This window comes from Bacillus sp. AK124 (genome assembly GCF_053903085.1).
Genome location: NZ_CP096378.1, coordinates 3,214,446 through 3,237,191, shown reverse-complemented (window position 1 = coordinate 3,237,191; position 22,746 = coordinate 3,214,446). Strand labels below are relative to the sequence as shown.

Here is a 22,746-nt window from a genome sequence, read left to right as displayed (position 1 = left end):
TGTTCGTATATAATGGGAACAAATGTTCTGTTTGAGAGGTGATTGATTTGCTGTGGTACGAAATCATTTCGGAGGAAGAGAGGAAAACGTATATTAAGCGGATCGAATTTCATTTGCGGAATTGGAAAAATTACAAAGCCGCCGTGCTCAATTTAGAAAGGAGGATGGAGAAGGAGCAAAAGAACGGGCTCACCGTCAAAGAAAGAAACGCTGAATATCAGATCGACGCGGAAAAAAGGCTCTATCAATTTTTGCTTGATTCGATGGAAACGGCTGTCTCCGAATTGGATGAGCTCGAGCGGAAGTTGGTGGAATGCCGGTATATTCATAATTGGAGCATGGGAAAATGCGCGATGGAAATCGGCTACAGCGAAAAAACGCTGTTTTTAATGAAGAAATCGCTGCTGGACAAGCTGCTTGTCAGCTTGGCGGCGATCACGAATATTTAACGGATGCGAGGGCTTGTCTCAAACAAGCCCTTCTTTTCTGCGCCGCTTCAGTTTTTTTTCAGGTTCTTGACGCGATGATGACACGGGAGAGGGCAGCTTTTCTTTTATGATAAAGACAAGCTTTAAACAGCGGGGAGGTTTGACACATGTAATGAAACAAATGCCGGTCATTTTTTGAGACAAACGCTTCAGGAAAGGAGAGGAAGAACATGGATTTTTCTGAAATTGCGCTCGTTCCGCTGATTACGGGATTGGTGCATACGGTAAAGCTTGTCGGCATTCAGAAACGATTTCTCCCTATCTGTGCAATTGTCTTCGGCATCTCGATTTCTCTCTTGTTTACCGCAGGGGACTGGAAGGAAGATATGATGATCGGAACTTGGCTTGGCTTGTCATCAGTTGGATTTTACTCCGGCTCAAAAAACGTCTTGAAACCATTATCAAAGGAGGAGATTGAACATGAAGATTTATTTGGATCCGGGACACGGCGGAAGTGATCCGGGAGCATCGGGAAACGGTTTGCAGGAAAAGGACGTGACGCTTGCGATTGCTCTCAAAATGAATGACATTCTATTAAAAGAGTATGATAACGCAGAGACGAGGCTGAGCAGAACAACAGACAAAACGGTCACGCTTCAGGAGCGCACAGATGATGCCAATTCGTGGGGGGCCGATTTATTTGTCTCCATTCATACAAACGCTTTTGACGGTACGGCGTACGGGTATGAAGATTATATCTACAGCGGCTTGACCGATGAGTCGGTTACTGCTCTTTATCAACGGATCATTCACGGCGAAGTGATCAAGCAGAACGGACTCAGGGACAGGGGAATGAAGAAGGCGAACTTTCATGTTCTTCGGGAAACAGCGATGCACGCCATATTGACGGAGAACGGCTTTATCGATCATCCCGAAGATTCGGCAAAAATGAAAAGCGCCGCCTGGATCGAACAGACGGCGCGGGGACATGCAGCCGGCATCGCACTCTGCCTCGGTCTGACACACAATGAGTTTCCCCTGTATAAAGTGACGATGGACGGGGGACAAATTGGAGCTTACCAAGAAAAAGACGATGTTTTGAACGTTATTTCTGCGAATTGGGACAGCTTTCAAACAGCGGCCATTGAAAAAGGATAAAAAGGGAAGAATCCATTTTGAAGCATTCAAAATGGATTCTTTAATGTGTTTGTATCTTTTTTAGTTGTCCGTGGTGTTCCTTTCTGAACAATGCCATTCAAATCAGGGCACAGCTTTTGCGACGGCGGGCGCAAGAAAAATGACAACCGGAAGTACATGTGCAAGCGCCTGTTCATAGCCGAACGAGCATCATTGTTTCATCATCTTCACAAAATCAGCATGCTGCCGGCCCAGAACCCCCCGAGTGAGCATGCCATTGTAAGCAGCATGTAAACCGCTGAATCCTTTACACGTTTTGCAGCCAAAAGCTGAACCGCTTCGACGCTGAATGTGGAAAATGTTGTGAAGCCTCCGAAAAATCCAGTTCCGACCAAGATAGAGACCGTTTGATTGTCAATGCCGAGACTGACGAATATGCCGAGGGCGAATGAGCCGACAATATTGACCACCATCACGCTGACAGGAATGCGCGGGCGCGGAAACATCGCCATGAGCATATTGCCGAGCCAAAATCTTAAAACGGAGCCGAATCCTCCGGCGATCATAAATCCAACTGCCATCATGATTGATACCGCTCCTTTTCTTTCCCTGACGCTCCGCTCATCCTTTTGCCGATCATGATGCCCAAAAATGCGGAGCACACCCCGCAGGCAAGCGACACGATCAAGTACAGAACCCCGATGTGCGGAGCGGCCGATTGCAGCAAAAATACGGTCTCTTTAGAAAAAGCGGACATTGTCGTATATCCTCCGCAAAACCCCGTTCCTAAACATAACTGGACGAGCGGCTTTTTTGCCCGAGCCGCAAAAAAACCTGTCAAAAGGCCGAGAAGAAGGCTTCCAGACGCATTTTCAATAAAAGTCGGCCAAGGAAAACCGGCGGTGCCGCCATGCAGATTGACGAAGTAGCGCAGCAGCGAGCCGAGGGCTCCTCCGATAAAAACGGCAACAGATGATTTCATACTCTTCCTTCTTTCTCAAAAATAATCCGGGTAGTCGGTAATGATCCCGTCGATTTTCCAGCTTTTCAGGCGGCGTCCCGTTTTCTCCCCGTTGACCGTCCAGGCCAGCGCCTTCAAATCACAGCTGTGAATCGATTTGATCAGAAAAGGGCTGACCATTGTAGCTTTCAGGCTGACGTACCGGGCAAACTCCGCGATTTGCCGCAGCCGGGCGCGCGGCAGCATTCCAAATCGCGGCCTGATCAAAACGGCGGTCGGAATCGAAGGATACATGTGATGAAGCGCCCTCATGGCACCTGCGTCAAACGACTGGACAATCGTGTTCATCGAATGGCCGAACCGGCTGATCAGTTGTCCGGCCGCTTTTTCGATTCCGGGCTGGGTTTTGGACGACTTGATTTCGATGAGAAGGCCCGTCTCGTTGTGATATTTCCCCAGAACAGCTTCAAGTGAAGGGATTTTTTCGCCCAGAAATTCCGGGCTGAACCAGCTTCCCGCATCAAGCTTTTCGAGCTCATTCATCGTATACTCGCGAACGAACCCGGTACCGTTCGTCGTTCTGTCAACTTTGTCATCGTGGATGACGGCAAGTCTGCCGTCTTTTGTCAGCTGTACATCGAGTTCGATAAAATCAGCCCCGAGCTCCACCGCTTTTTCAAAAGCGGCAAACGTATTTTCAGGGGCGTAAGCCGAGGCTCCGCGATGTGCGATAATATGCAAGCATGTCAGCTCCTCTTGATAAAATCTTTCCATCACAAGGATACCCGATTTTGGCGATGCAAGTAAATCATTTGACTGAAGCGGACAAAGGGCAGGGAGAAGAGACAAGCGACAAATTTCGGCAAAATGGTACAAAAGGATCATTTACTAAAGATTCTGATATTTTATAATGGACAAAAGGAGGCGAGATGATGGGTAAAGGGAGAATTAAAGTGGAAGAACGGATTAAGATCGAAACCGATGCTGAAATGTTTAAAGCGACTCTCCTTGATCAAACACAGTCTCAGAAGAAGAAATAGCGGTGTTGGCCCGAATCACGTTGTCTCTGGAACAATAAAATATGATGATCATCAGGCTGCCGAAGTGTTCGGCAGCCTTTTATGTGTGTCGACGGTTATTTTTGGTGCACAATAAAGTGAGAAATTTTTTTCTCGTTTTAGTATAATTAAAGCTTGATGAGTGAAATAAGGGAGAGAAAGCAATGTTCGAAAAGTATATGACAATGGATTTCGCTGTCGATATCGGAATCAGCATCGGTATCCTTCTTTTATTTTTCGCGTTTCGAAAAATATTTACGAAGTACTTGTTCAACTTAATACTGAAATTGACGAATAAGACGAAAACAGACTTTTTCAATCAGGTGGTGCTGGCCTTTGAAAAGCCGGCCCGGTGGTTTTTTGCGATACTCGGTATTTATCTGGCCATCATATATTCCCCGTTTTTTGATGGGCATATGGCGATCGTTCATAAACTGTACAGAGTGTCCGTGATTTTGGTTATTGTAAGCGGGCTATACAACTTAACGGCGGCTTCGTCGGTTTTATTCGATAAAATCAATAAGCGGCTTGAGCTTGATATGGATGATATTCTTGCGCCGTTTTTGTCCAAGATTCTCCGCTTTATCATTGTAGCACTCGGAATCAGCGTCATCGCCGGAGAGTTCAATTATGATGTCAACGGATTTGTTGCCGGACTCGGGCTCGGCGGCTTCGCTTTTGCTCTTGCGGCAAAAGACACTGTCGGCAACTTTTTCGGCGGAATTGTCATTATTATGGAGAAGCCCTTTACAATCGGCGATTGGATTGAAACAAATATCGTCACCGGATCTGTTGAAGATATATCGTTCAGAAGCACGAAAGTCCGCACGGCCGGAGAAGCTCTCGTGACCGTCCCCAACTCGGTGCTGGCTAACGAAGCGATCATGAACTGGACGAAAATGCGAAAGCGTCAGGTCACCTTTACGCTCGAAATCGATCCGTCCACCCCGCGCGAGAAAGTCGAACGATGTGTGGAGCGTTTCAAAGAAATGCTCAAGTCGCACGAAGGGGTCAACCCGGATGTCATTATGGTCAATTTTGATGTCCTGAAGGATACGCATTTAAGCATCTTCTTCAATTACTATACCAATACGACGGTCTGGGCCGAAAACTTGGACGTCAGACAGGATGTCAACTACCGCATTCTTGATATTATGAAAGAGGAGCAGGTTGATTTTGTTTCTCCGGGTCACAGCCTCTTTGAGTTGAAGAAAATGAAAGATCAGCAAGGAGATGCTTAGGTAACGCTTTTGGAAGGGAGACAAGCCAAATGGAGGAAAAAGCCCTGAGATTTGTGGAGATGATCGAAAATGCCGAGCGCATTACCGTTTTGACAGGCGCCGGTATGAGCACGGAATCAGGTATTCCCGATTTTCGTTCAGCCGGCGGCATATGGACGGAAGATCTGTCGAGAATGGAAGCGATGAGTCGTGATTATTACGAACGATATCCAAAATTGTTTTGGCCGAAGTTTAAAGAGCTTTTTCAAATGAAAATGACCGGAACTTATCAGCCGAATGACGGGCACCTTTATTTAGCCGATCTCGAGAAAAGCGGTAAGGATGTCAAGGTATTCACGCAAAATATCGACGGACTGCATCTCAAGGCGGGAAGCCGGCATGTATATGAACTGCACGGTTCGATCCAAACAGCCGCATGCCCAAAATGCGGGGCGCGCTATGGTCTTGACCACATTCTTCAAGAAGAAGTGCCAAGATGCCATCGCGTCAATGGCAAGGGGAGAGAATGCGGATTCATATTAAAAACGGATGTCGTGCTGTTCGGCGATGCCGTTCAGCATTTTGACACGCTTTTTGAAGTCCTCAACGAATCCGACCTGCTTTTGGTGATCGGCACTTCACTTGAAGTGGCGCCTGTCAGGTTTGTTCCTGAAGAAGCGCACTTGATCTCAGGCTTGAAGAAAGCGATGATCAATCTCGATAAGACACCTTACGATCATTTATTTGATATTGTCATCCATCAAAAAATCGCCGAGTTTGTTCGGAAGCTTAACTGTTAAAAAGGCGCTCCAGACCGGAGCGCCTTTTTCTGAGCTTCATCACAATTTTTTATAATAAAAAACGGATGTATCGAAGCTGCCGTCTGCAGATTCCGCGTATGCGGGAATGCGGCCGGCTTCGGCAAAGCCGAGCGAAGCGTAAAGAAGGTTGGACGGGTCTTTTTCCCTTGTATCCAGCACGAGAAGAGATCTGCCTTCCTGTTTCGCCCTGTCGATCGCTTTTTCCATTAATGATCTGGCGACGCCCTGCCGCCTGAAGGCGGGATCTGTCATTAACTTGCAGATTTCCGCTCTGTGGCGGCCGTTTTGTTTTGTGCATAAGTGCAATTGAACACTTCCTGCGATCCGGCCGTTTTGTTTGGCAATCCATAACACCGAATCCGGTGTGACTGCTGTTTTCCAATAAGCCTCCGCCAGCTGCTCATCAAGCGGGGGCAGAAAGCCGATCGATGCCCCGTCATCGACGACCCGGATGAGAAGCTCGGCCAATTGATTGGTATATTCGGCAGTCGAATGCAGCTCTTCAATTTTCATTTATTCACCCCATGATATAAAGATAACTGCATCATAATCAGAAAACGGTTTGTTTGGCAACAAGTGTGTCAGATAATCACACTTGCGGGAGGAAATAAAAAAATCCCCTTCAGCAGGGGATCAGGCATGGGGGGTTATTCATGAACGGGTGTCATCGATTCATCAAGCGTTGCAAATGAATACCCCATGTTTTTTAAATTTGTCAGCAATAACGGCAACGATTGAACCGTTGAAGGAATATCGTGCATCAGGATCACGATCGGCTGTTTTGTCTGCCGCTTTTCCAGCGTATTCAGCTGGTTCATGACTTCCGGAACGAATTTTTGGCTTCTGTATTTCCAGTCCATGCTGTCAATATTCCAGTCCCAATAAACAAATCCGTTCTTTTTCAGCACTTTTTTCTGCGCTTCGGTCAGCGAAGGTTTGCTCCCGTAAGGCGTTCTGATTAAATGGGTTTCAACCCCGGTGATAGACTTCAGCGTTTTTTGAGCCTGCTTCATTTCCAGCTGAGGAGAATTGGCGCCTTTATAAAATTGCTTTTGGTCATGGGTCACTCCGTGAAGTCCAAGTGCATGGCCCTGCTGCTTCGTATTGAGAACGGCTTTTTTGTGAAGCTTCATGTTCGGTTCGAGCATGAAGAACGTCGCTTTAGCGTCATGTTCGGATAAAATTTGCAGCAGCCTTTGGCTTACGGCTGAAGGCCCATCGTCAAACGTCAAATAAACCGTTTTTTCCTTCAATTTTTCTTGCTTTTTTTCCGCGGCAGCTTTTTGCTTCTCTTTTTCCTGCTTGCGCTTTTCGATCTGCTGTTTTGTGCTCAAGTGATCGAGAAGTTCGCCTTGCGTTGCTTTTTTGAGCGGAACGCTGTCTCCTTCATGCCTCATTTGGCTGTTTTCCGACACCGTAAGCTCTTTTTTCTCAGCGGCGGCAGAGGACTGTGAAAGGTCCCACACGTACAGGAGAATCAGACACAAAACAAAAAAGCACGCTGCTTTCGTCAACAGATAAGCTACAGATGGGGCAGTTTTTTTTGATACTTGGCGCATGTCACTCTCTCCGTATCATTTTTCTCGTTCCAATGCCATTATAGAATGCTAGTCTCATAAAATAATGGATCACAATGTTTAAGTATACAGGATTGGAAAGAAGATGAATACAGGATGAAGGGAAAAAGATATCAAATTTTAATAGAAAATGCTGAACGATGGGGAATGCTGTTTTTTTGATCATGAAGGCGGAGAAAAGTTTTTGGAAATATTGCACTATTTTGAAGAGCAGGGTCGTGTTAGAATGGAATGGAGAAAATTCAGAAGTCAACAAAAAACAAGGGGATGGAGAAATGAAAGTTCTTTTTAACGGCCGGCTGATGGAACGGAGCGAGTGTGCGGTTGATATTGAAGACAGAGGCTACCAATTTGGAGACGGCGTCTATGAAGTCATCCGCATTTACAATGGAATCTTGTTCACGCTTGATGAACACATTGCCCGCTTATATAAAAGCGCAGCCGAAATCGGAATCGACTTGTCTTTTTCAGAAGCCGAGCTGAAAAGCCAGCTGAAAGAGCTCGTCGACATCAATCAAATGCGGGACGGCGGGCTGTATCTTCAAGTGACAAGGGGAAAAGCCCCGAGAAAGCACCAATACGGGGCAGGGCTTACGCCTCAGGTGACGGCTTATACATTTCCTATTCAAAAGCCTGAAAAAGAACAGCAAAACGGCGTTACAGCTATTACTGCGGACGACATGCGCTGGCTGAGATGCGACATTAAGAGTTTAAATCTGTTGTACAATGTAATGATCAAGCAAAAAGCGCATGAAGCTTCTTCATTCGAAGCGATCTTAATTCGCGACGGGTTGGTGACGGAAGGGACGTCCTCAAATGTTTACGTCGTCAAGCAAAACGTTATCTACACCCATCCTGTGACAACGCTCATCTTAAACGGCATCACGCGGATGAAAGTGCTTCAGCTGTGTGAGCAACACGGCTTGAACTATGAAGAAAAAGCGGTGACAAAGGCTGAATTGCTGAATGCAGATGAGGTGTTCATCACGTCAACGACAGCCGAAGTCATTCCGGTCACATCGATTGATGGGCAAACTATCGGCTCCGGAGCGCCCGGACTGCTCACCAAAAATGTGCAGACCGCATTGCAAAACAGCATTTTGTCAGAGACAGCCAAACCGGTTTAACAAAAGAAAAACGCCGCTTCCATGGGGAAACGGCGTTTTTTTACTTGCGGAAACCGAACAAAATTGAAAAGAGCGGCGATAAATATAGGAAAAACACAAACGGCAAATATTCAATAACGGGAACGCCGAGCGCGCTGGACATGAACGCGCCGCTGACTCCCCAAGGAATCATCGGATTGATTAATGTCCCTCCGTCTTCAAGTGATCTCGACAAATGTTTCCGGTCGATTCCGAGCTTGTCATACAGCTTTTTAAAGGACTGTCCGGGAATCAAGATCGATAAATACTGTTCGCCTGTCGCCAGGTTCATGCCGATGCTTGATGAAACGGTTGAGAACACAAGCCGGCCTTTCGTATGAATGCCCTTGATCACACCTTCAAGCAGGCTTGTAATCAGGCCGATCTTTTCCATGAGACCGCCGAGCGCGAATGCGATGATAATCAGGGAAACAGAGCCCATCATCGATTGAAGGCCGCCGCGGTTTAAAATTTTCTCAACGGCTTCAGTGTCGGCTGAGAAAACAGGACCATTCTGCATCGCTGACAAAAACGATGAAATGCTGGCGTCAGGCTGTATCAACGCGGCAAGAATTCCGGCGGAAACGATCCCCGCTGCAAGCGACGGAATGACGGGCGTTCGTCTGACAGCAAGTACAATCACAAGAAGAGGCGACAGAAGCGCCCAGACGCTGATGTTGACTGTACCTTCTATTCCGTTTATGATCGCTTGAATGTTTTCGGTAGAAGCCGGTGCCGCCGTTAAAGAACGGCCCATGAAAAAGAAAAGCAAAATCGTGATCAAAAGAGCGGGGATCGTCGTTCCCGCCATATGTCTAATATGCTTGAAAATGGGAAGCTCTCCGACCCCTGCGGCAAAATTGGTCGTGTCAGACATCGGAGACATTTTGTCGCCGAAACAGGCGCCGCAAATCACAGCTCCCGCCGCCCATGTCAGTGGAACGCCGGCCGCCGCGGCCACGCCGATGAGGGCGACGCCGATCGTGCTGACCGTCGTAAAGCTGGAGCCGACCAATGAACTGATCACAAGACAGCTGAAAAGTGCGGTGAGCAGCAGGTGCTGCGGTTCAATCAGATTCAACGCGTAAACCGTTACCGTCGGAATCGCGCCGCTGTACTCCCAGACTCCGATTAAGATGCCGATTAAACAAAGGACGATAATCGGCTGAACGCCATTCCGGATGCCTGAGACAATGCCGCTTTCAAGGTCTTTCCAGGAATGGCCTTTCACCGCGCCGACCGCAGCTAAAAAACCAACGCAAATCAACAGCGGTATGTGCGCTTCTGCTTTAAATATGAATAAGCAGGTGAAAATAATGAACAATATGGCTAAAAACAATAGAGCCGATATGGAAAACGATAGACGTTTTTCGTTTGACAAGTCACACACCTCATTAGAAGAAATATCTCTCTTTAATACTTTGATGCTTTTGTGCATAAACGTATTATAACAGAAAAATAGATTATATACTTAAATTAAAATATTTCAAACATTTTTCAAAGGTTCGCCCATTCTCTTTTGAAAGCGCTGACTTTTTTAAGATATAATAGATTGGAGATAGGCATGTACTTGATACACGTTTCACTGATCCTTTAGCCAAAATAGGGGGAAATGCGAATGTCTTACACTGTTCAGAAAAGCCGGTTTTTAGATGAGGAAGCGATCTGGTTGGAAAATGATGATTTAGAGGCTGTACTTGTGCCCGGGTGGGGAAGCAATTTAATTTCACTGAAGTGGAAGCCGAGCGGTTTGAAATTGTTGAAAACGCCTGAAACAAAGGAAGAATATAACGCGAATCCGTTTTTATTCGGAATTCCTGTTCTTTTTCCTCCCAACCGGATCGATCACGGAAGATTTACATATGCGGGAAGAACGTACGAGCTGCCGATCAATGAAAAGCCGCTCGAAAACCACCTGCACGGATTTCTTTACGATAAAAAATGGACGGTCGAAAAAGTGGAGGCAACAGAAGAGATGATCATCGTGCAGACGAAGCTGGACTCTGATGATCATCCCGATATTAAAGCGATCTTTCCGCACTCGTTTTCCATCACCATCACTTACACGTTAGAAGGACAGCATCTGAAAATCGATGCATCGGCTGTCAATCGCGGTCAAGACCCGATGCCGATCGGATTGGGGTACCACACATCTTTCCGCTATCCTTTAAACGAAGCAGGAGATAAAGAAAGGTGTCTGTTTACTCTTCCTGCCTCAAAGCGATGGACGCTGACAGACCGCATGCTGCCGACAGGCGAGTATCGGGTGACAGAGGAGTTCAAAGCGGGAAAAATGGCAGCGGGAGAAAGGCTTGACGATATATTGGCAGCTGAACAAGACCAGGAAGGAAACAGCGCGGCCGTCATTGCGGACAGCCTCGCCGGCATTCGCGTCCGCTACCAATGCGACGGTCATTTTAAGCACTGGGTTGTGTTTAACGGTACATCTGATCAGGATGACCTGCTTTGTATAGAGCCATATACTTGGATGACGAATGCACCGAACCTCAACCTTCCGAAGGATGTGACTGGATTTCGGGATTTGGGGCCGCAGGAAGAGCTGACGATGCGAAGCAAAATTGAGGTGGGCGGAATATAATCGATATTCCGCCTTTTACCATGAGCTTTTATCAAGCGTAAATGCTGTATGGGACGCTTGTTTGCCCTCTCTCCAATCCAATTGAACCGTACGATTTCATCAGCAAACTTTGTTACCATTGTTTATAGTCAAGTAATCATATATACTCTCACTATTAGACAAGTATCCGGAAGATTATTAAGAAATCTGTTGATTAAAATGAGATGGAAAGATTGTAAAAACTTAACATTGATGATATCTTTTGTGTTACAATACATATGAAAATAAGGGGGAAAGAAGGTTTTTTAATGAAGAACATTTTTGTAAGTCTATTGGTCCTTTGTCTAGTCTCTATTAGTGCTTTCATCGGTATTGAAGATGCTTTTGCTGCAGAGGAATTACCAGAAGAGGCTTATTCTGAACCTATTAAAAGCGCAGACGATCTACAATATGATGTCAATAAAAATTTGACTCAGGAAGAAATAACATCTAGATTTTACAAGATAAATACAAAATACGATGTTGGTCAGGCTTTTTCTGAGCAGGATGCTGAGTTTATAAAGTTTTATGCGGATTCTCAACTGGAAACTCCTTCCGAGTTAAATGATGGGATATCAATTAGTGCAATTCAATGGTATCCAGGTCAAACAGCCAGTAAATCTTTCAATACTTCAAAAAGTTCTAATGGAGTGAAAGTTAAATTCTCTGGGAAAGTCTATGGTACAATTGGTATTGTAAATCATAGTTATAGAGGGAAATTGAGTGCAAAAATAACTTCTGGAACATCTAAAGTAAAGAAAGCATTGAAAGTACGGGTAACTCACTCGGCTTATGGGTTGGTAGGGAAAAAATCAATTGGCATTGTATATAACAGTGGAAAATCTTCTACGGGAACAAAATCCAAAGTTTCTATGGATAATACTGTTAAATATAGTGCTCTTGCAGTTGTTTATACCTATACGAATGCTTATGTATCAGTTACTACAAAAACAGGTTCTTTCAACAAGTATGCTTTCTAATGATATGATAGAGAAGGAGAGATTGCTTTGATCAATTTTTCAATAATAAATGTGATCATTGTATTAGGAGTCTTACTATTAATTGTTTGGGGAATTGTCTCCTTTATTAACAGGTTAAGGAAATCAAGAAGATCATAACATGATGAGAGGCCGGACATTTGACCGGCCTCTTTTAAAATCGTTATTTTACAATCAGCAGCGGAATCTCCGATTTTGTCGATATCTTGTCGCTGACGTTGCCTGGTTATTACATTGTTTCAACGAGCTGACTTCACCCGTAACGGGCATTTTTCAGCTGTGGGGAGAAAAACATTTGCCGCAGCTTCCTTTAGCACAATGCTTTGTTCAGATAACAGCTTCGCTCTCTGCCGGACCCACGGAGCTTTTCCCTGAGCTGGTGTTGATATACTTGGATGACGAATGCACCGAACCTCAACCTTCCGAAGGATGTGACCGGATTTCGGGATTTGGGGCCGCAGGAAGAGCTGACGATGCGAAGCAAAATTGAGGTGGGCGGAATATAATCGATATTCCGCCTTTTACCATGAGCTTTTATCAAGGGTAAATGCTGTATGGGACGCTTGTTTGCCCTCTCTCCAATCCAATTGAACCGTGATCTTGCGGCCGGCGAATTCGGCTTCTTCAAGCTCTTCCAAAAAAGAAACGGATTGTTCTTTTGACCCTCCGCCGGGGAATTCGCCTCCCGCGTAATCTTTCATCGGCGTCTCGACTTGGGAGTTCAAAACGATTTCATCACCAAACTTTACGACCAACTTTTCCAAATATATATCGTCCAGCTCCCCGCGGTCGCCTGTCCAATAGAGGTCTCCGCCAAATAGCGTGCGGCCTTCTATCTTTTTGATCACGGCCTCCCAATTTCCATCGGCGCTTTGTCCGTTCCATTTCGGGTATTCCGTCATATAGAAACCGATCAGTCTGCCGCCGAAATAAACGGTGCAAAAGGCCGTGAAAAGGGAAGCAATGAAAAGAAGCGGCCGCTTGTATTCCTGTTTCATATTATCCACCGCCTAAAAAGTTCTGCTTTATGATCATAAAGCAGAACAATCGGGAAAAAAAGTCATTCTCTTAAATTTTAAGGGAACGGGTGCGGGTGCAGGTTCAGCTGTTCTGGTGTTAACGGCTCTTCTGCAAAGCCGAGCTCCTTCGGCACCGTGAAAATTCTCTCAAGTCCTTCCAGGCGGATGAAGCGCTGTCCGAATGTCATCGGAATCAGGCCCGGGATAAGCACTTTCACACAGTAAAGTCCGTTCCGTTTGATAACAGGGGAAGTCTGGTCAACGACGATCACTTCAAGATTGAGACTCCGGAAAGCTTCAAGCAGGTCGCAGAGATCTTCGGTTAAATCAAGGTGTTTCTTTCTTTTTTTAAAGGCATCGTCGAATGTTTGTAGAGGCCGGCTTTGATTCAGCAAAAACCGGAGTCGCTCTTCAGCTTCAGGCAGTCCGTACATGAAGCTGTGATCCTCCATTTCCTGCACTAAAGCAGGATTGCGGAGCATCTGGTGATATTTGCTCCTTTCAGATTCAAATTTGCGGTCGTGCTTCAACATCATGCCTGCCAGCTCATGAAGGGCGCTTTTCACCGCTTTTACGGGATCGGGGTGGGCCCCTGCGGAACAAATCAGATTCAATCCTTCCCGTTTTCTGTTTTTGGCGATCGCCCAAACGCTTGGAATGCCGTATTCCATCGTTGAATTAAAGACATGCAGATCATATCCCGCCACACTTCGCACCCTCTCTGTCATGAGGCGTAATTCCGGATCTTCTGAAGAGCCGAGATCCAGCTGCCGAAGTGGGAGCCTGGCGTACCAGGCAAGCAAAAATGAATCGCGCTCAGCGGCTTCTAGTATGGCATGGAAAATCGCTTCCTCCAAACTCCCTCCAAGTGCACAGCCGTTCGATGTTTCATAGACGAAGCTGTCTTCGCGCCCCAGGCTGTAATAGGCGAGCGATTCAGGAATGAGAATCGGCCGTTTCTGCAAAAATGAATAGCCCCATACCCAGTGAAGAGGACGGGCCGGGTGAAATGGCTGAAAAGGAAAATCGGGATGCATGTATTGTTCCGCTTGATGGAGCCCGACTTTTGCCGGGTTGAGCGCACGATCCTTTACATTTTCATAGGTGTCATGTACGACCGTCCGTTTGCCGCGCGGTTCAATTCCGGAATAACGTTCCAAACCCTCTAAAATGGCGGTCAATTCGCTGTCTTCATACGAATGGCTCCGCCCTCCGACACCTTCATTTCCCGTCCATAAAGGCATATTGACGATCATATCGGCGAACGGCAGAATCGCGTCATAAATTTTGGTGTTGAATATCCCCGTTCTATGATCCAGATAGTCTTTGGCGAGCGTTTGTTTTAAATCGTCCGTGTTTCGCACGCGAAAGCTGTCCGGGTTCGTTTTCAGACTGGGCCGAAGCGATATCCGTGCGGATTCCGCTCCGTCTTCAGGCAGACTCCCGCATATAGGGCATGTCGGTTCCGGGATGAAAGCGTGGAGCGAACTTTCTAACGTTTTCAAATTGACGATGTAAAGGTTTTTTATCAACCGGCCGCACCCGCCGTTCATGATGTTGTCGACTTCTGTGCAGATCAGGCTGACCATTTGGCGGCAGCCGGTCTTTGAAACCCACGGATCGCGGCTTATGCCATTGCTTTTTTGTTCCAGTTCAAGGGTCTCTCTGCTGTCGGGGCCGGAGATATACCGCCTCATATCGGCGCATTGGGAACATCCTGACGCTGACGGATTAACGAGCGGTCCGATGACCCCTTCGCCAAAAGATGCAAACCCGCGAAGCCACGGAATCCCTGCCGCCCTTAGCACCTTTTCCGCCTCGCGGTATAATAAAGGCCGCCAAGCATCGTGCAGCACAAGAGCGAACGCAGTCTCCTCCGGTATGCTGTTCTCAAAATCAGACCTTCGGATAATGTTATATTCAGCAGATAATTGTTGTGATGCGTCTTCTGCCATCAATCCTTCGCCAATGACCAAAATGCAGCGGTTCATCAAGATTCCTCCTTTCGCAACTGCACGCAGTAAATGCCTGCCAGTTTTTCTTTGAAAAATGGTTCAGCAGGCAGCTCATAGACATAAAGCTGCAAGCCGCAGTTGTTTTTCAAGGCGGAAAGCAGTGTTTGCTGCAAATCAGCGGAAACGGGGGTAGCAAGCTTCAGGTCACTAGACTCCAGCAAAACATCCGCGCCTTTCACAGGGTCTTTGTCTGTCAGCGCCCGTTCGAGCGCTTTTCTGAGAGCGAATGTGATGTTGAGTCCAGAACTTCCGTACCAGCGGCCGCGAATTCCCGCCCATGCGACAGGGAAGCCTTGTATGTTTTTTCCTAAACCGATTTCCGGTTTGCCGTACAAGACTGTCAGCGCTTTTAAATAAAATGCGGTATGCCGGTCTTCCATTCCGCCTAGCTGAACGAGGGAAATCGTTTCTTTTCCGCTTTTGATCCGTTCTCGCAACCGGTGTTCCAAGCATTTCTCCAATCCCCTTAATACGCCTTCAGCCAGCGTTTCCCCGGCGGCGATCGCGAACAACTCCCCGTTACTCGGATAAGAACGGTTCAACCTTGATGCATACATTTCAATACCCGCCAGCCCGGCTTCCCGCCGCGCCTCTTGATGGGTCAAACCGACCGACACCGTCTCGGGCAAAAGCTCCGCAGGTCCGGAAGAGAGCGGGTCTGCTGTCTGAACAAAGCATTGTGCTAAAGGAAGCTGCCGCAAATGTTTCTCTTCCCACAGATGAAAAATGCCCGTTACAGGTGAGGTCAGTTCACTGAAACATTGAAATAACCTGCTTTCTGCTTCTCTTCCGGGGCGCTCCGAAAGTTTCGCTTCAAGGTCGCAGATGAGTTCAGGCGAATCCTTGCCGCAAGCGAAGTCCGGATGCGGAAGAAACATATGCCAGCCGCCTTCGAGCGTTGCCAAATCAATCAGATACACTTGATTCTTCTTAGATAATGGTGCAATCTCAGCAGTTGCTTTCATCAATTCGAACACAATAACGTTTGCCAGCATGTCTTTCCCTGCCGAAGGAAAAGTTCGAAGAGCCCGTTCTTCATGGAGCGCAGACCGATGGAGGCGCCTCCAGGCATCCTTCAGGCAGCCGTCTCCTTGTTGATGAAAGACAGGGCCTGCCAGTCCGACTTGTTTCAGGCAGATCCCGGGTATGAAGCCTTTGTTCTCTTCGAGGCAAAACGTTTGAAGATCGCGGAGCTCATCTGTGAAGCCGCGGTCAGAGACATACAGAACCCAATCGGCAGATCGCACCGCTTCCCGCCAGTGTTGCGTTTCGGCGCAGCCAATCTCCAGTCCGCTTTCGGTTTGCCCTGATATTTCTGCCAGTTCGTCTAAAGCGTGCCCGGATGCATCCGTCACGATCGCACGGATTCTTGAAAAACCGGAATCGATCAGCGACCGGACCAATTTTGTGAGAAAGGAGCCGGCCCCTATAGCCAATATTTTGGTTTGACGCGACAGCTGAAAGCGGTAAGCGCCGGAATCGGCAAAGCTCTCAATAAATTCGATTTGGGCTTCAAACGTTTGAAGCACTGAGCTTTCCAGTTTGTGCGGGTGATCCCGGCTTACGTCGCGAACGAACCCGTTTTTATAAAGCATTTCTCCGATTTCATATACTCTCTTTCGGTACGGAGCCTGCAGCCCTTTTGTCAAGTCTTCAAGCGAATGTTCCCCGTTGAACATCGGCAGAAGTTTTTCGATCCATTGAGCAATCGAAGATCCTTTTATGCGAAACGACCCGGAATTATTTCTAAAATATGCGCCGCCGTTCGGATCAGGAAGAAACCATGTATCCTGGTTTACTTTTAGGCGAGCGGAAGCAGTCAGGTGTGTCATGCTCTTCCTCCTTCTATGTTTTAAAAACAAGACATACCATTATATGTAATTTTGTTTGTCCTTTATGCAATAGAAGACCCCTGCGGCAAAAGAGGCAGGGGAAGTCTTCTTTTTTATAAAAAAACTACATGCCTCCGCGCCAACAGCTCCAACAGCAATGGCCCGCGCAGCTCCAACAACTGTGGCCCATGCAGCTCCAACAGCTGTGGCCCATACAGCTCCAGCAGCTGTGGCCCGCACAGCTCCAACAGCTGTGACCCGCGCAGCTCCAACAGCTGTGACCCATGCAGCTCCAACAGCTGGCACAGCTTCCGCAGCTCCAGCAGCTTGCGCAGTGTTTAACATTGGCGTGATGACGGTCCGCATCCCAATGCGTCATATCTTCTGCCTGGAATTGATCCATCTCCAACGACTGCAGTTCATCATGGAATGGTTGCATTTAATATCCCCCTCATCGATAAAATTTTTTGACCAAAACACAATAAAAAAAGAATGAAACATAAGCAAAGTCAGATTAAGTCAAATACCCCGGGTACTCACAAGATCAAATTATGAGGTCTGTTAGGTGGTTGTTACTAATTTGAACGCCTATTTTTCCTGTTATTGGATTTCGCTGGAGAGGGGCTTTTATTTTGCGGCAGTTTATTGATATAAAGATCGTTGGGACTGAAGAGAGGGGGGACACTAAGTAAAACCAAGAATGCGGGGCAAGGCGGAGAAAGAAATCAATTGTAAGTCATGTGGAGTGAAAGTCAAATTTCAAGGGAAACGTCTAAAGTGAAGAAAGCCTAGAGGATAAAGGTAACCATTCGGCTTAGCAGGAAAAAATCAATTGGCGTTGTATATAGCAGTAGAGGATCATTCGCGGAAACAGTGCCCTTGCAGTTTTATACTGATGCAAATGCTTATGTATGACTGCAAAAACAGGTTCTTTCTACAAGTATGTTTTCATAGAGAAGGAGAGATTGCATTGATTCAATAATAAATGCGGTCATAGTATTAGGAGTCTTCCCTATCCATTGTGTGGGGCATGATCTATATTATGAACAGGAGAAGATCGTAACATGATGAGAGGCCGGACATTTGACCGGCCTCTTTTAAAATCGTTATTTTACAATTAGCACAGGGATCTCCGATTTTGTCGATATCTTGTCACTGACACTGCCAAACAGGAGCTTTTTCAGGCGGTTTTGGTCGCGCGTACCCGTGATGACAAGGTCAGCGCCGATATTTTCCGCATGTTGTAGAACTGCGTTGGCCGGGTCGCCTTCCAACACCTCTATTTCCGCGTCGTACTGGTTTTCGCTCAATATGATTTTCGCTGCCGCAATCGCTTCTTCCGCGCTGTCCTCATAGATCATGGGTTCACCGGCCAAGTCTGAATCGTGGGGGACCCGGGGCGCGGCCGGGAAGCCGCTGTAAAGGTATGGCGCGCCGGCAGCGGGTCTTTCAGTCGCAGCCTCTGTTCTCACTTGCCTCGGTTCATGGACATGGGCGACGGTCAATTGCGAGCCGAGCCTTTTCGAGAGGTCGATCGCTTTTTTCAGCGCTTTTTTGCTTTCCTCTTTTCCGTCAAACGCGACAATGATCCGGTCAGCTTTAAACAAATTGATCATTCCTTTCAGAATGGATTTACTTTTATATTACCCGTTTTCCCAACAAATCTAACGAAATATGAGAATATGAATCAAAAGCCCGCCATTCGCCAAAAAAACAAATTGACAAATAAAGGGCCGTACTATAAGATGGAAAATATTAATAAGATTGGAGGGTATCGTCATGTTTAGAAATATCAAAGCATCAGTTCAACAACAAAAGCACCTTAACGTGACATTTTTATACCTTCCTTACGATCAGGGCTCTGTTTCACTTTAACAATTTTCAAAAGGAAGGCGCATGTCGCGTGAACAAGCGTACATGCGCCTTTTTATATGAAAAAAGGCATGCTGGTACACAGTGTGCCTTTTTTTTTCTGAGAAAAAACATTCTGTTCCTGATGCGGAGCAGCATGTTTTTCTAATAAATAAACCGCACATAAGGAGGAATTTTTTATGCCGAGTATCAGAAAAAACGAAATCAAAGATTGTAAGGAAAAACTTGAAGGCGGCTAAAAAAGGAGAGGATATTAGATGTTTTCTGTTTTATGGAAGCTGGGCTGGTTTTTTAAAGCCTCTTGGCGGCGCTACACGATAGCAGTCGTCCTATTGATTATTGTAAACGTATTGGAAATGTTTCCGCCGAAGCTGCTTGGCAACGCGATTGACGACATGCAGGCGGGCACTTTTTCAAAGGCCGGCATGCTCGGCTATATCGGTTTATTTCTCGCGCTTGGCGCAGTTGTTTATATCTTGTCCTATTATTGGATGTATCAGCTGTTTGGGGGAGCGAACCTTGTCGAAAAAATCCTCAGATCCAAGCTGATGGGCCATTTGCTGAAAATGCCCCCGTCTTTTTACGAGAAAAACCGCACAGGGGATTTGATGGCGAGGGCGACAAATGATTTAAAAGCGATTTCCATGACGGCGGGCTTCGGCATTTTGACCTTGGTCGATTCGACGATGTATATGCTGACGATTCTTTTGACGATGGGTTTTTTGATCAGCTGGAAGCTGACGCTTGCTTCGATCATTCCCCTTCCGCTGATGGCGGCTGCCATCAGCATTTACGGGAAAAAAATTCATGAGCGTTTCACGGAAGCGCAGGATGCGTTTGGCGCTTTAAATGATCGAGTGCTTGAGTCCGTGTCAGGGGTAAGGGTGATCCGGGCCTATGTACAGGAGAAAAATGATGTCAGCCGGTTCAACAGCATGACGGCTGATGTGTACAAGAAAAATATGAAAGTCGCTTTGATCGATTCGCTGTTCGAACCGACGGTGAAGTTTTTGGTCGGGATCAGCTATTTAATCGGTCTTGGCTACGGCGCCTATCTTGTTTTCCGCAGCCAGCTGACATTGGGTGAACTCGTCTCTTTCAACGTGTACCTCGGCATGCTGATCTGGCCGATGTTTGCGATCGGAGAACTGATCAATGTCATGCAGAGGGGAAATGCTTCGCTTGACAGAGTAAATGAAACATTGGCATATGAGCCTGATGTGAGAGAGCCCGCCGAACCTGAAGCAGCGGAACCGGGCGATATTGTGTTTGACGGGGTCGCTTTTACGTACCCGAGCTCCGCGTCGGAAAACCTGGCCGATATTTCATTTACCGTATTAGAAGGACAGACGGTCGGAGTCGTCGGAAAGACGGGAAGCGGCAAAACGACGTTAGTCAAGCAGCTGCTGAGGCAGTACCCGAAAGGAAAAGGAACGATCACCATTTCGGGCGTGCCGATTGACCGCCTGCCGCTTGATCAGCTTCGCAGCTGGATCGGGTATGTGCCTCAGGACCACGTGTTGTTTTCAAAATCGGTGAAAGACAATATTTTGTTCGGCGGACGACTCGCCGAGGAACGCGATTTATACGATGTCATCTCTGCAGCACATCTGAAAAAGGATATTGAGATGCTTTCAGACGGCTTGGAGACAATGGTCGGAGAGAAGGGCGTCGCTTTATCCGGGGGGCAGAAACAAAGGATTTCAATTGCGAGAGCGATGATTGCGGAGCCCCATATTTTGATCTTGGATGATTCGCTGTCCGCCGTCGATGCAAAAACGGAAGCGGCGATTATTGAAAACATCCGCAGCAGGCGGAAAGGCAAAACGACCTTTATTACATCACATCGGATGTCGGCCGTCGAACACGCCGATTTCATTCTCGTCATGGAAAATGGAAGGATCGTTGAAAGAGGGACGCATCAGGAACTGATCGGCCGGAAAGGCTGGTATTTTGAACAATACGAAGCACAGCAGCTTCCTTCGGGAGAAGAAGGGGGGACTGTAGCATGACAACAGGAAAAAGGCTTTTCCAATATGCGCTACTTTACAAAAAAATTCTCATCTGGGCGCTCGTCATGCTGACGATTGCCGTCACAGCCGAGCTGACGGGACCGATGATCGCCAAAAAGATGATCGACGATCATATTCTTGGAATTGAAAAAACGTGGTATGAAACGACAGAGAAGACGAAATATACCGTTTCCTATAAAGGAAAGGAATATATCAGGGAGGACAGGACAGACTCTTCAGCTGAAAAGCTGCAGGAAGTTCACATCTTTCAAGTCGGCATGAACTACTACTTTGTGGAGGAACCGGTTTCCTTTGACGGAGAGCGGACGGTATCCGGAGAAGAGCTGAGAATGACAAGCGGAGACCGGACGGAAACCTACAAGGCCGATCGCCTGTCTTTGTCAGAAGTGTATGCTTTTTACGAGCCTGAAATAGGAGGGCTGATTTCACTCGTTTCTATTTATTTCGGCCTTCTCGTCTTCTCGATCTTTTTCCATTACGGCCAATTCTACCTCTTGCAGATGAGCGCAAACCGCATCATTCAAAAGATGAGGCAGGATGTATTCGCCAACATTCAAAGGCTACCTATCCGCTATTTTGATAATTTGCCGGCAGGAAAAATCGTTGCAAGGGTGACGAATGATACCGAAGCGATCCGCGACCTGTATGTGACCGTTCTTTCGACGTTTGTCACAAATATCATTTATATGGCCGGAATATTCGCCGCGCTGTTTTTCCTTGATGTCAGGCTGGCCGGCGTCTGTCTGTTGATTTTGCCCCTGATTGTCATTTGGGCGGCCGTTTATCGAAAATTCGCTTCTGGCTACAATCATAAACTCAGGTCAATCAACAGCGAGATCAACGCCAAAATGAATGAATCGATTCAAGGCATGCCGATTATTCAGGCATTCCGTCGCGGACAGGACACAAAAGAAGAATTTGAACAGCTGAACGAGAGCCACTTTCATTACCAAAATAAAATGCTGAAATTGAATTCGCTTATGTCCCACAACTTGGTCAACATTCTCAGAAATGTGATGTTCACCGCTTTAATCTGGTATTTCGGGGGAGCTGCCCTGAACGCGGAAGGAATGATTTCAATCGGCGTCCTTTATGCATTCGTTGATTACTTGAATCGTTTATTTCAGCCGATTACGGGCATTGTCAACCAGTTTGCCAAGCTTGAATTGGCTCGCGTATCATCGGAGCGGGTTTTCCGCCTGCTGGATGAGCCAGGCGTCGACGTCAAAGAGCCGGGCAGCGAAAGAGCGCGGGGGCGAGTCGTATTTGAAGATGTATCTTTTCGCTATCATGACGGTGAAGATGTGCTGAAAAACATCTCATTTGAAGCGAAGCAAGGGGAGACCGTTGCATTGGTCGGCCATACAGGCTCAGGAAAAAGCTCCATTTTAAATGTACTTTTCCGCTTTTACGATATTGAAAAGGGCGATGTCAAAATCGACGGCAGAAGCATATACGATATGTCAAGGCAGGAAATCAGAAAGCAGATGGGCATCGTTCTCCAGGATCCTTACTTATTTTCCGGCACGATTGCTTCAAATGTCAGCCTTGACAATGCTGATTTGACCAGAGATCAAATAGAAGCCGCCTTGAAACAGGTTGGGGCACTTGAAATGCTCGCCCGCCTGCCGAAAGGTCTTGACGAGCCGGTCATCGAAAAAGGAAGCACCCTTTCGTCAGGGGAAAGACAGCTGATCTCGTTTGCGCGTGCGTTGGCATATGATCCGGCTATTCTTATTTTAGACGAGGCAACGGCCCATATCGATACGGAAACAGAAGCGGTCATTCAAAAAGCGCTTGATGTTGTTAAACAAGGGCGCACGACCTTTATCATCGCCCACAGGCTGTCAACGATCAAAAACGCCGACCAGATTCTCGTTCTTGAAAAAGGCCGGATTATCGAAAGGGGAAATCATGAAGAGCTGATGAAGCAAAAAGGACAATACTATCAAATGTATGAACTGCAAAAGGGAAAAGGAACCCTGACAGGGTAAGCCGGATCTTCACCCCGGC

At 46.9% G+C, this 22,746-nt stretch carries 23 protein-coding genes; 11 read left to right on the top strand and 12 right to left on the bottom strand.

Features of this window, described 5'->3' with window-relative positions:
* Window positions 1-47 precede the first annotated feature (47 nt).
* The 3 genes from M1E06_RS16315 (at window position 48) to M1E06_RS16305 (ending at window position 1,586) form a co-directional block, all read left to right on the top strand.
* Window positions 48-449 (top strand): hypothetical protein, encoded by a 402-nt coding sequence (locus M1E06_RS16315; RefSeq protein WP_003180147.1) that lies wholly within the window; start codon window positions 48-50, stop codon window positions 447-449.
* A 209-nt stretch (window positions 450-658) separates the two neighbouring features.
* On the top strand, window positions 659-946 hold the full coding sequence (locus tag M1E06_RS16310) for a hypothetical protein (protein ID WP_003180149.1): 288 nt from the start codon (window positions 659-661) through the stop codon (window positions 944-946).
* Complete coding sequence (locus M1E06_RS16305) at window positions 909-1,586, top strand: N-acetylmuramoyl-L-alanine amidase family protein (RefSeq protein ID WP_009328972.1); 678 nt, start codon at window positions 909-911, stop codon at window positions 1,584-1,586. The genes M1E06_RS16310 and M1E06_RS16305 overlap by 38 nt, the downstream gene beginning before the upstream one ends.
* A gap of 206 nt (window positions 1,587-1,792) precedes the next feature.
* Here the strand turns inward: M1E06_RS16305 and crcB are convergent, their stop codons facing one another.
* The 3 genes from crcB to M1E06_RS16290 are packed head-to-tail and all read right to left on the bottom strand — an operon-like array spanning window position 1,793 to window position 3,267.
* A complete protein-coding gene (gene crcB, locus M1E06_RS16300; RefSeq protein WP_039072566.1) occupies window positions 1,793-2,149 on the bottom strand; it encodes a fluoride efflux transporter CrcB in 357 nt (118 codons plus the stop codon).
* Window positions 2,146-2,547: a fluoride efflux transporter FluC gene (locus M1E06_RS16295; protein WP_023856526.1), complete on the bottom strand. Its 402-nt coding sequence runs from the start codon at window positions 2,545-2,547 to the stop codon at window positions 2,146-2,148. The genes crcB and M1E06_RS16295 overlap by 4 nt, the downstream gene beginning before the upstream one ends.
* 15 nt (window positions 2,548-2,562) lie before the next feature.
* Entirely contained in the window at window positions 2,563-3,267 is a 705-nt protein-coding gene (locus tag M1E06_RS16290; protein ID WP_254114891.1) for a glycerophosphodiester phosphodiesterase, read from the bottom strand.
* Between the two features lie 191 nt (window positions 3,268-3,458).
* Between M1E06_RS16290 and M1E06_RS16285 the strand changes: the two genes are divergently transcribed.
* From M1E06_RS16285 to M1E06_RS16275, 3 genes are all read left to right on the top strand, one after another.
* Window positions 3,459-3,566 (top strand): YhdX family protein, encoded by a 108-nt coding sequence (locus M1E06_RS16285; RefSeq protein WP_003180159.1) that lies wholly within the window; start codon window positions 3,459-3,461, stop codon window positions 3,564-3,566.
* A 182-nt stretch (window positions 3,567-3,748) separates the two neighbouring features.
* Window positions 3,749-4,825, top strand: coding sequence for a mechanosensitive ion channel family protein (locus M1E06_RS16280; protein WP_023856529.1), 1,077 nt, complete (start codon window positions 3,749-3,751; stop codon window positions 4,823-4,825).
* 29 nt (window positions 4,826-4,854) lie between these two features.
* Window positions 4,855-5,604, top strand: a complete 750-nt coding sequence (locus M1E06_RS16275; RefSeq protein WP_026579977.1) for an NAD-dependent protein deacylase — start codon at window positions 4,855-4,857, stop codon at window positions 5,602-5,604.
* 39 nt (window positions 5,605-5,643) lie between these two features.
* Here M1E06_RS16275 and M1E06_RS16270 read toward each other — a convergent pair whose 3' ends face one another.
* Both M1E06_RS16270 and M1E06_RS16265 read right to left on the bottom strand, forming a co-directional pair.
* Entirely contained in the window at window positions 5,644-6,138 is a 495-nt protein-coding gene (locus tag M1E06_RS16270; protein WP_025811792.1) for a GNAT family N-acetyltransferase, read from the bottom strand.
* A 134-nt stretch (window positions 6,139-6,272) separates the two neighbouring features.
* Window positions 6,273-7,184, bottom strand: coding sequence for a polysaccharide deacetylase family protein (locus tag M1E06_RS16265; RefSeq protein ID WP_130569375.1), 912 nt, complete (start codon window positions 7,182-7,184; stop codon window positions 6,273-6,275).
* 293 nt (window positions 7,185-7,477) lie between these two features.
* Between M1E06_RS16265 and dat the strand changes: the two genes are divergently transcribed.
* Window positions 7,478-8,329 (top strand): D-amino-acid transaminase, encoded by an 852-nt coding sequence (gene dat, locus M1E06_RS16260; protein WP_216904227.1) that lies wholly within the window; start codon window positions 7,478-7,480, stop codon window positions 8,327-8,329.
* Window positions 8,330-8,369: 40 nt separating this feature from the next.
* On the opposite strand, the gene nhaC is transcribed toward dat, so the two are convergent.
* On the bottom strand, window positions 8,370-9,728 hold the full coding sequence (gene nhaC / locus M1E06_RS16255; protein WP_035339086.1) for a Na+/H+ antiporter NhaC: 1,359 nt from the start codon (window positions 9,726-9,728) through the stop codon (window positions 8,370-8,372).
* Between the two features lie 237 nt (window positions 9,729-9,965).
* Here nhaC and M1E06_RS16250 point away from each other — a divergent pair, with 237 nt between their 5' ends.
* The gene (locus M1E06_RS16250; protein WP_026579975.1) at window positions 9,966-10,946 is read left to right on the top strand and encodes an aldose 1-epimerase; all 981 of its coding nucleotides are present in this window, start codon (window positions 9,966-9,968) and stop codon (window positions 10,944-10,946) included.
* Window positions 10,947-10,961: 15 nt separating this feature from the next.
* On the opposite strand, the gene M1E06_RS16245 is transcribed toward M1E06_RS16250, so the two are convergent.
* A complete protein-coding gene (locus M1E06_RS16245; RefSeq protein ID WP_075213189.1) occupies window positions 10,962-11,027 on the bottom strand; it encodes a hypothetical protein in 66 nt (21 codons plus the stop codon).
* Window positions 11,028-11,233: 206 nt separating this feature from the next.
* Between M1E06_RS16245 and M1E06_RS16240 the strand changes: the two genes are divergently transcribed.
* Entirely contained in the window at window positions 11,234-11,944 is a 711-nt protein-coding gene (locus M1E06_RS16240) for a hypothetical protein (protein ID WP_025811786.1), read from the top strand.
* 539 nt (window positions 11,945-12,483) lie between these two features.
* Here the strand turns inward: M1E06_RS16240 and M1E06_RS16235 are convergent.
* The 5 genes from M1E06_RS16235 to M1E06_RS16215 all read right to left on the bottom strand — a co-directional run bounded on the left by M1E06_RS16235 (window position 12,484) and on the right by M1E06_RS16215 (window position 18,435).
* Window positions 12,484-12,960, bottom strand: coding sequence for a DUF4944 domain-containing protein (locus M1E06_RS16235; RefSeq protein ID WP_023856536.1), 477 nt, complete (start codon window positions 12,958-12,960; stop codon window positions 12,484-12,486).
* Window positions 12,961-13,037: 77 nt separating this feature from the next.
* Window positions 13,038-14,972, bottom strand: a complete 1,935-nt coding sequence (locus M1E06_RS16230) for a TOMM precursor leader peptide-binding protein (protein WP_130569374.1) — start codon at window positions 14,970-14,972, stop codon at window positions 13,038-13,040.
* Window positions 14,972-16,828 (bottom strand): putative thiazole-containing bacteriocin maturation protein, encoded by a 1,857-nt coding sequence (locus tag M1E06_RS16225; RefSeq protein WP_216904229.1) that lies wholly within the window; start codon window positions 16,826-16,828, stop codon window positions 14,972-14,974. The genes M1E06_RS16230 and M1E06_RS16225 overlap by 1 nt, the downstream gene beginning before the upstream one ends.
* A 124-nt stretch (window positions 16,829-16,952) precedes the next feature.
* Entirely contained in the window at window positions 16,953-17,207 is a 255-nt protein-coding gene (locus M1E06_RS16220; RefSeq protein WP_411674848.1) for a hypothetical protein, read from the bottom strand.
* Window positions 17,208-17,934: 727 nt separating this feature from the next.
* The gene (locus tag M1E06_RS16215) at window positions 17,935-18,435 is read right to left on the bottom strand and encodes a universal stress protein (RefSeq protein WP_023856540.1); all 501 of its coding nucleotides are present in this window, start codon (window positions 18,433-18,435) and stop codon (window positions 17,935-17,937) included.
* 522 nt (window positions 18,436-18,957) lie between these two features.
* Here M1E06_RS16215 and M1E06_RS16210 point away from each other — a divergent pair.
* Window positions 18,958-20,712 (top strand): ABC transporter ATP-binding protein, encoded by a 1,755-nt coding sequence (locus tag M1E06_RS16210; protein ID WP_216904231.1) that lies wholly within the window; start codon window positions 18,958-18,960, stop codon window positions 20,710-20,712.
* The gene (locus tag M1E06_RS16205; RefSeq protein WP_080131302.1) at window positions 20,709-22,727 is read left to right on the top strand and encodes an ABC transporter ATP-binding protein; all 2,019 of its coding nucleotides are present in this window, start codon (window positions 20,709-20,711) and stop codon (window positions 22,725-22,727) included. Before M1E06_RS16210 ends, M1E06_RS16205 begins: the two co-directional genes overlap by 4 nt.
* Window positions 22,728-22,746: the final 19 nt, after the last annotated feature.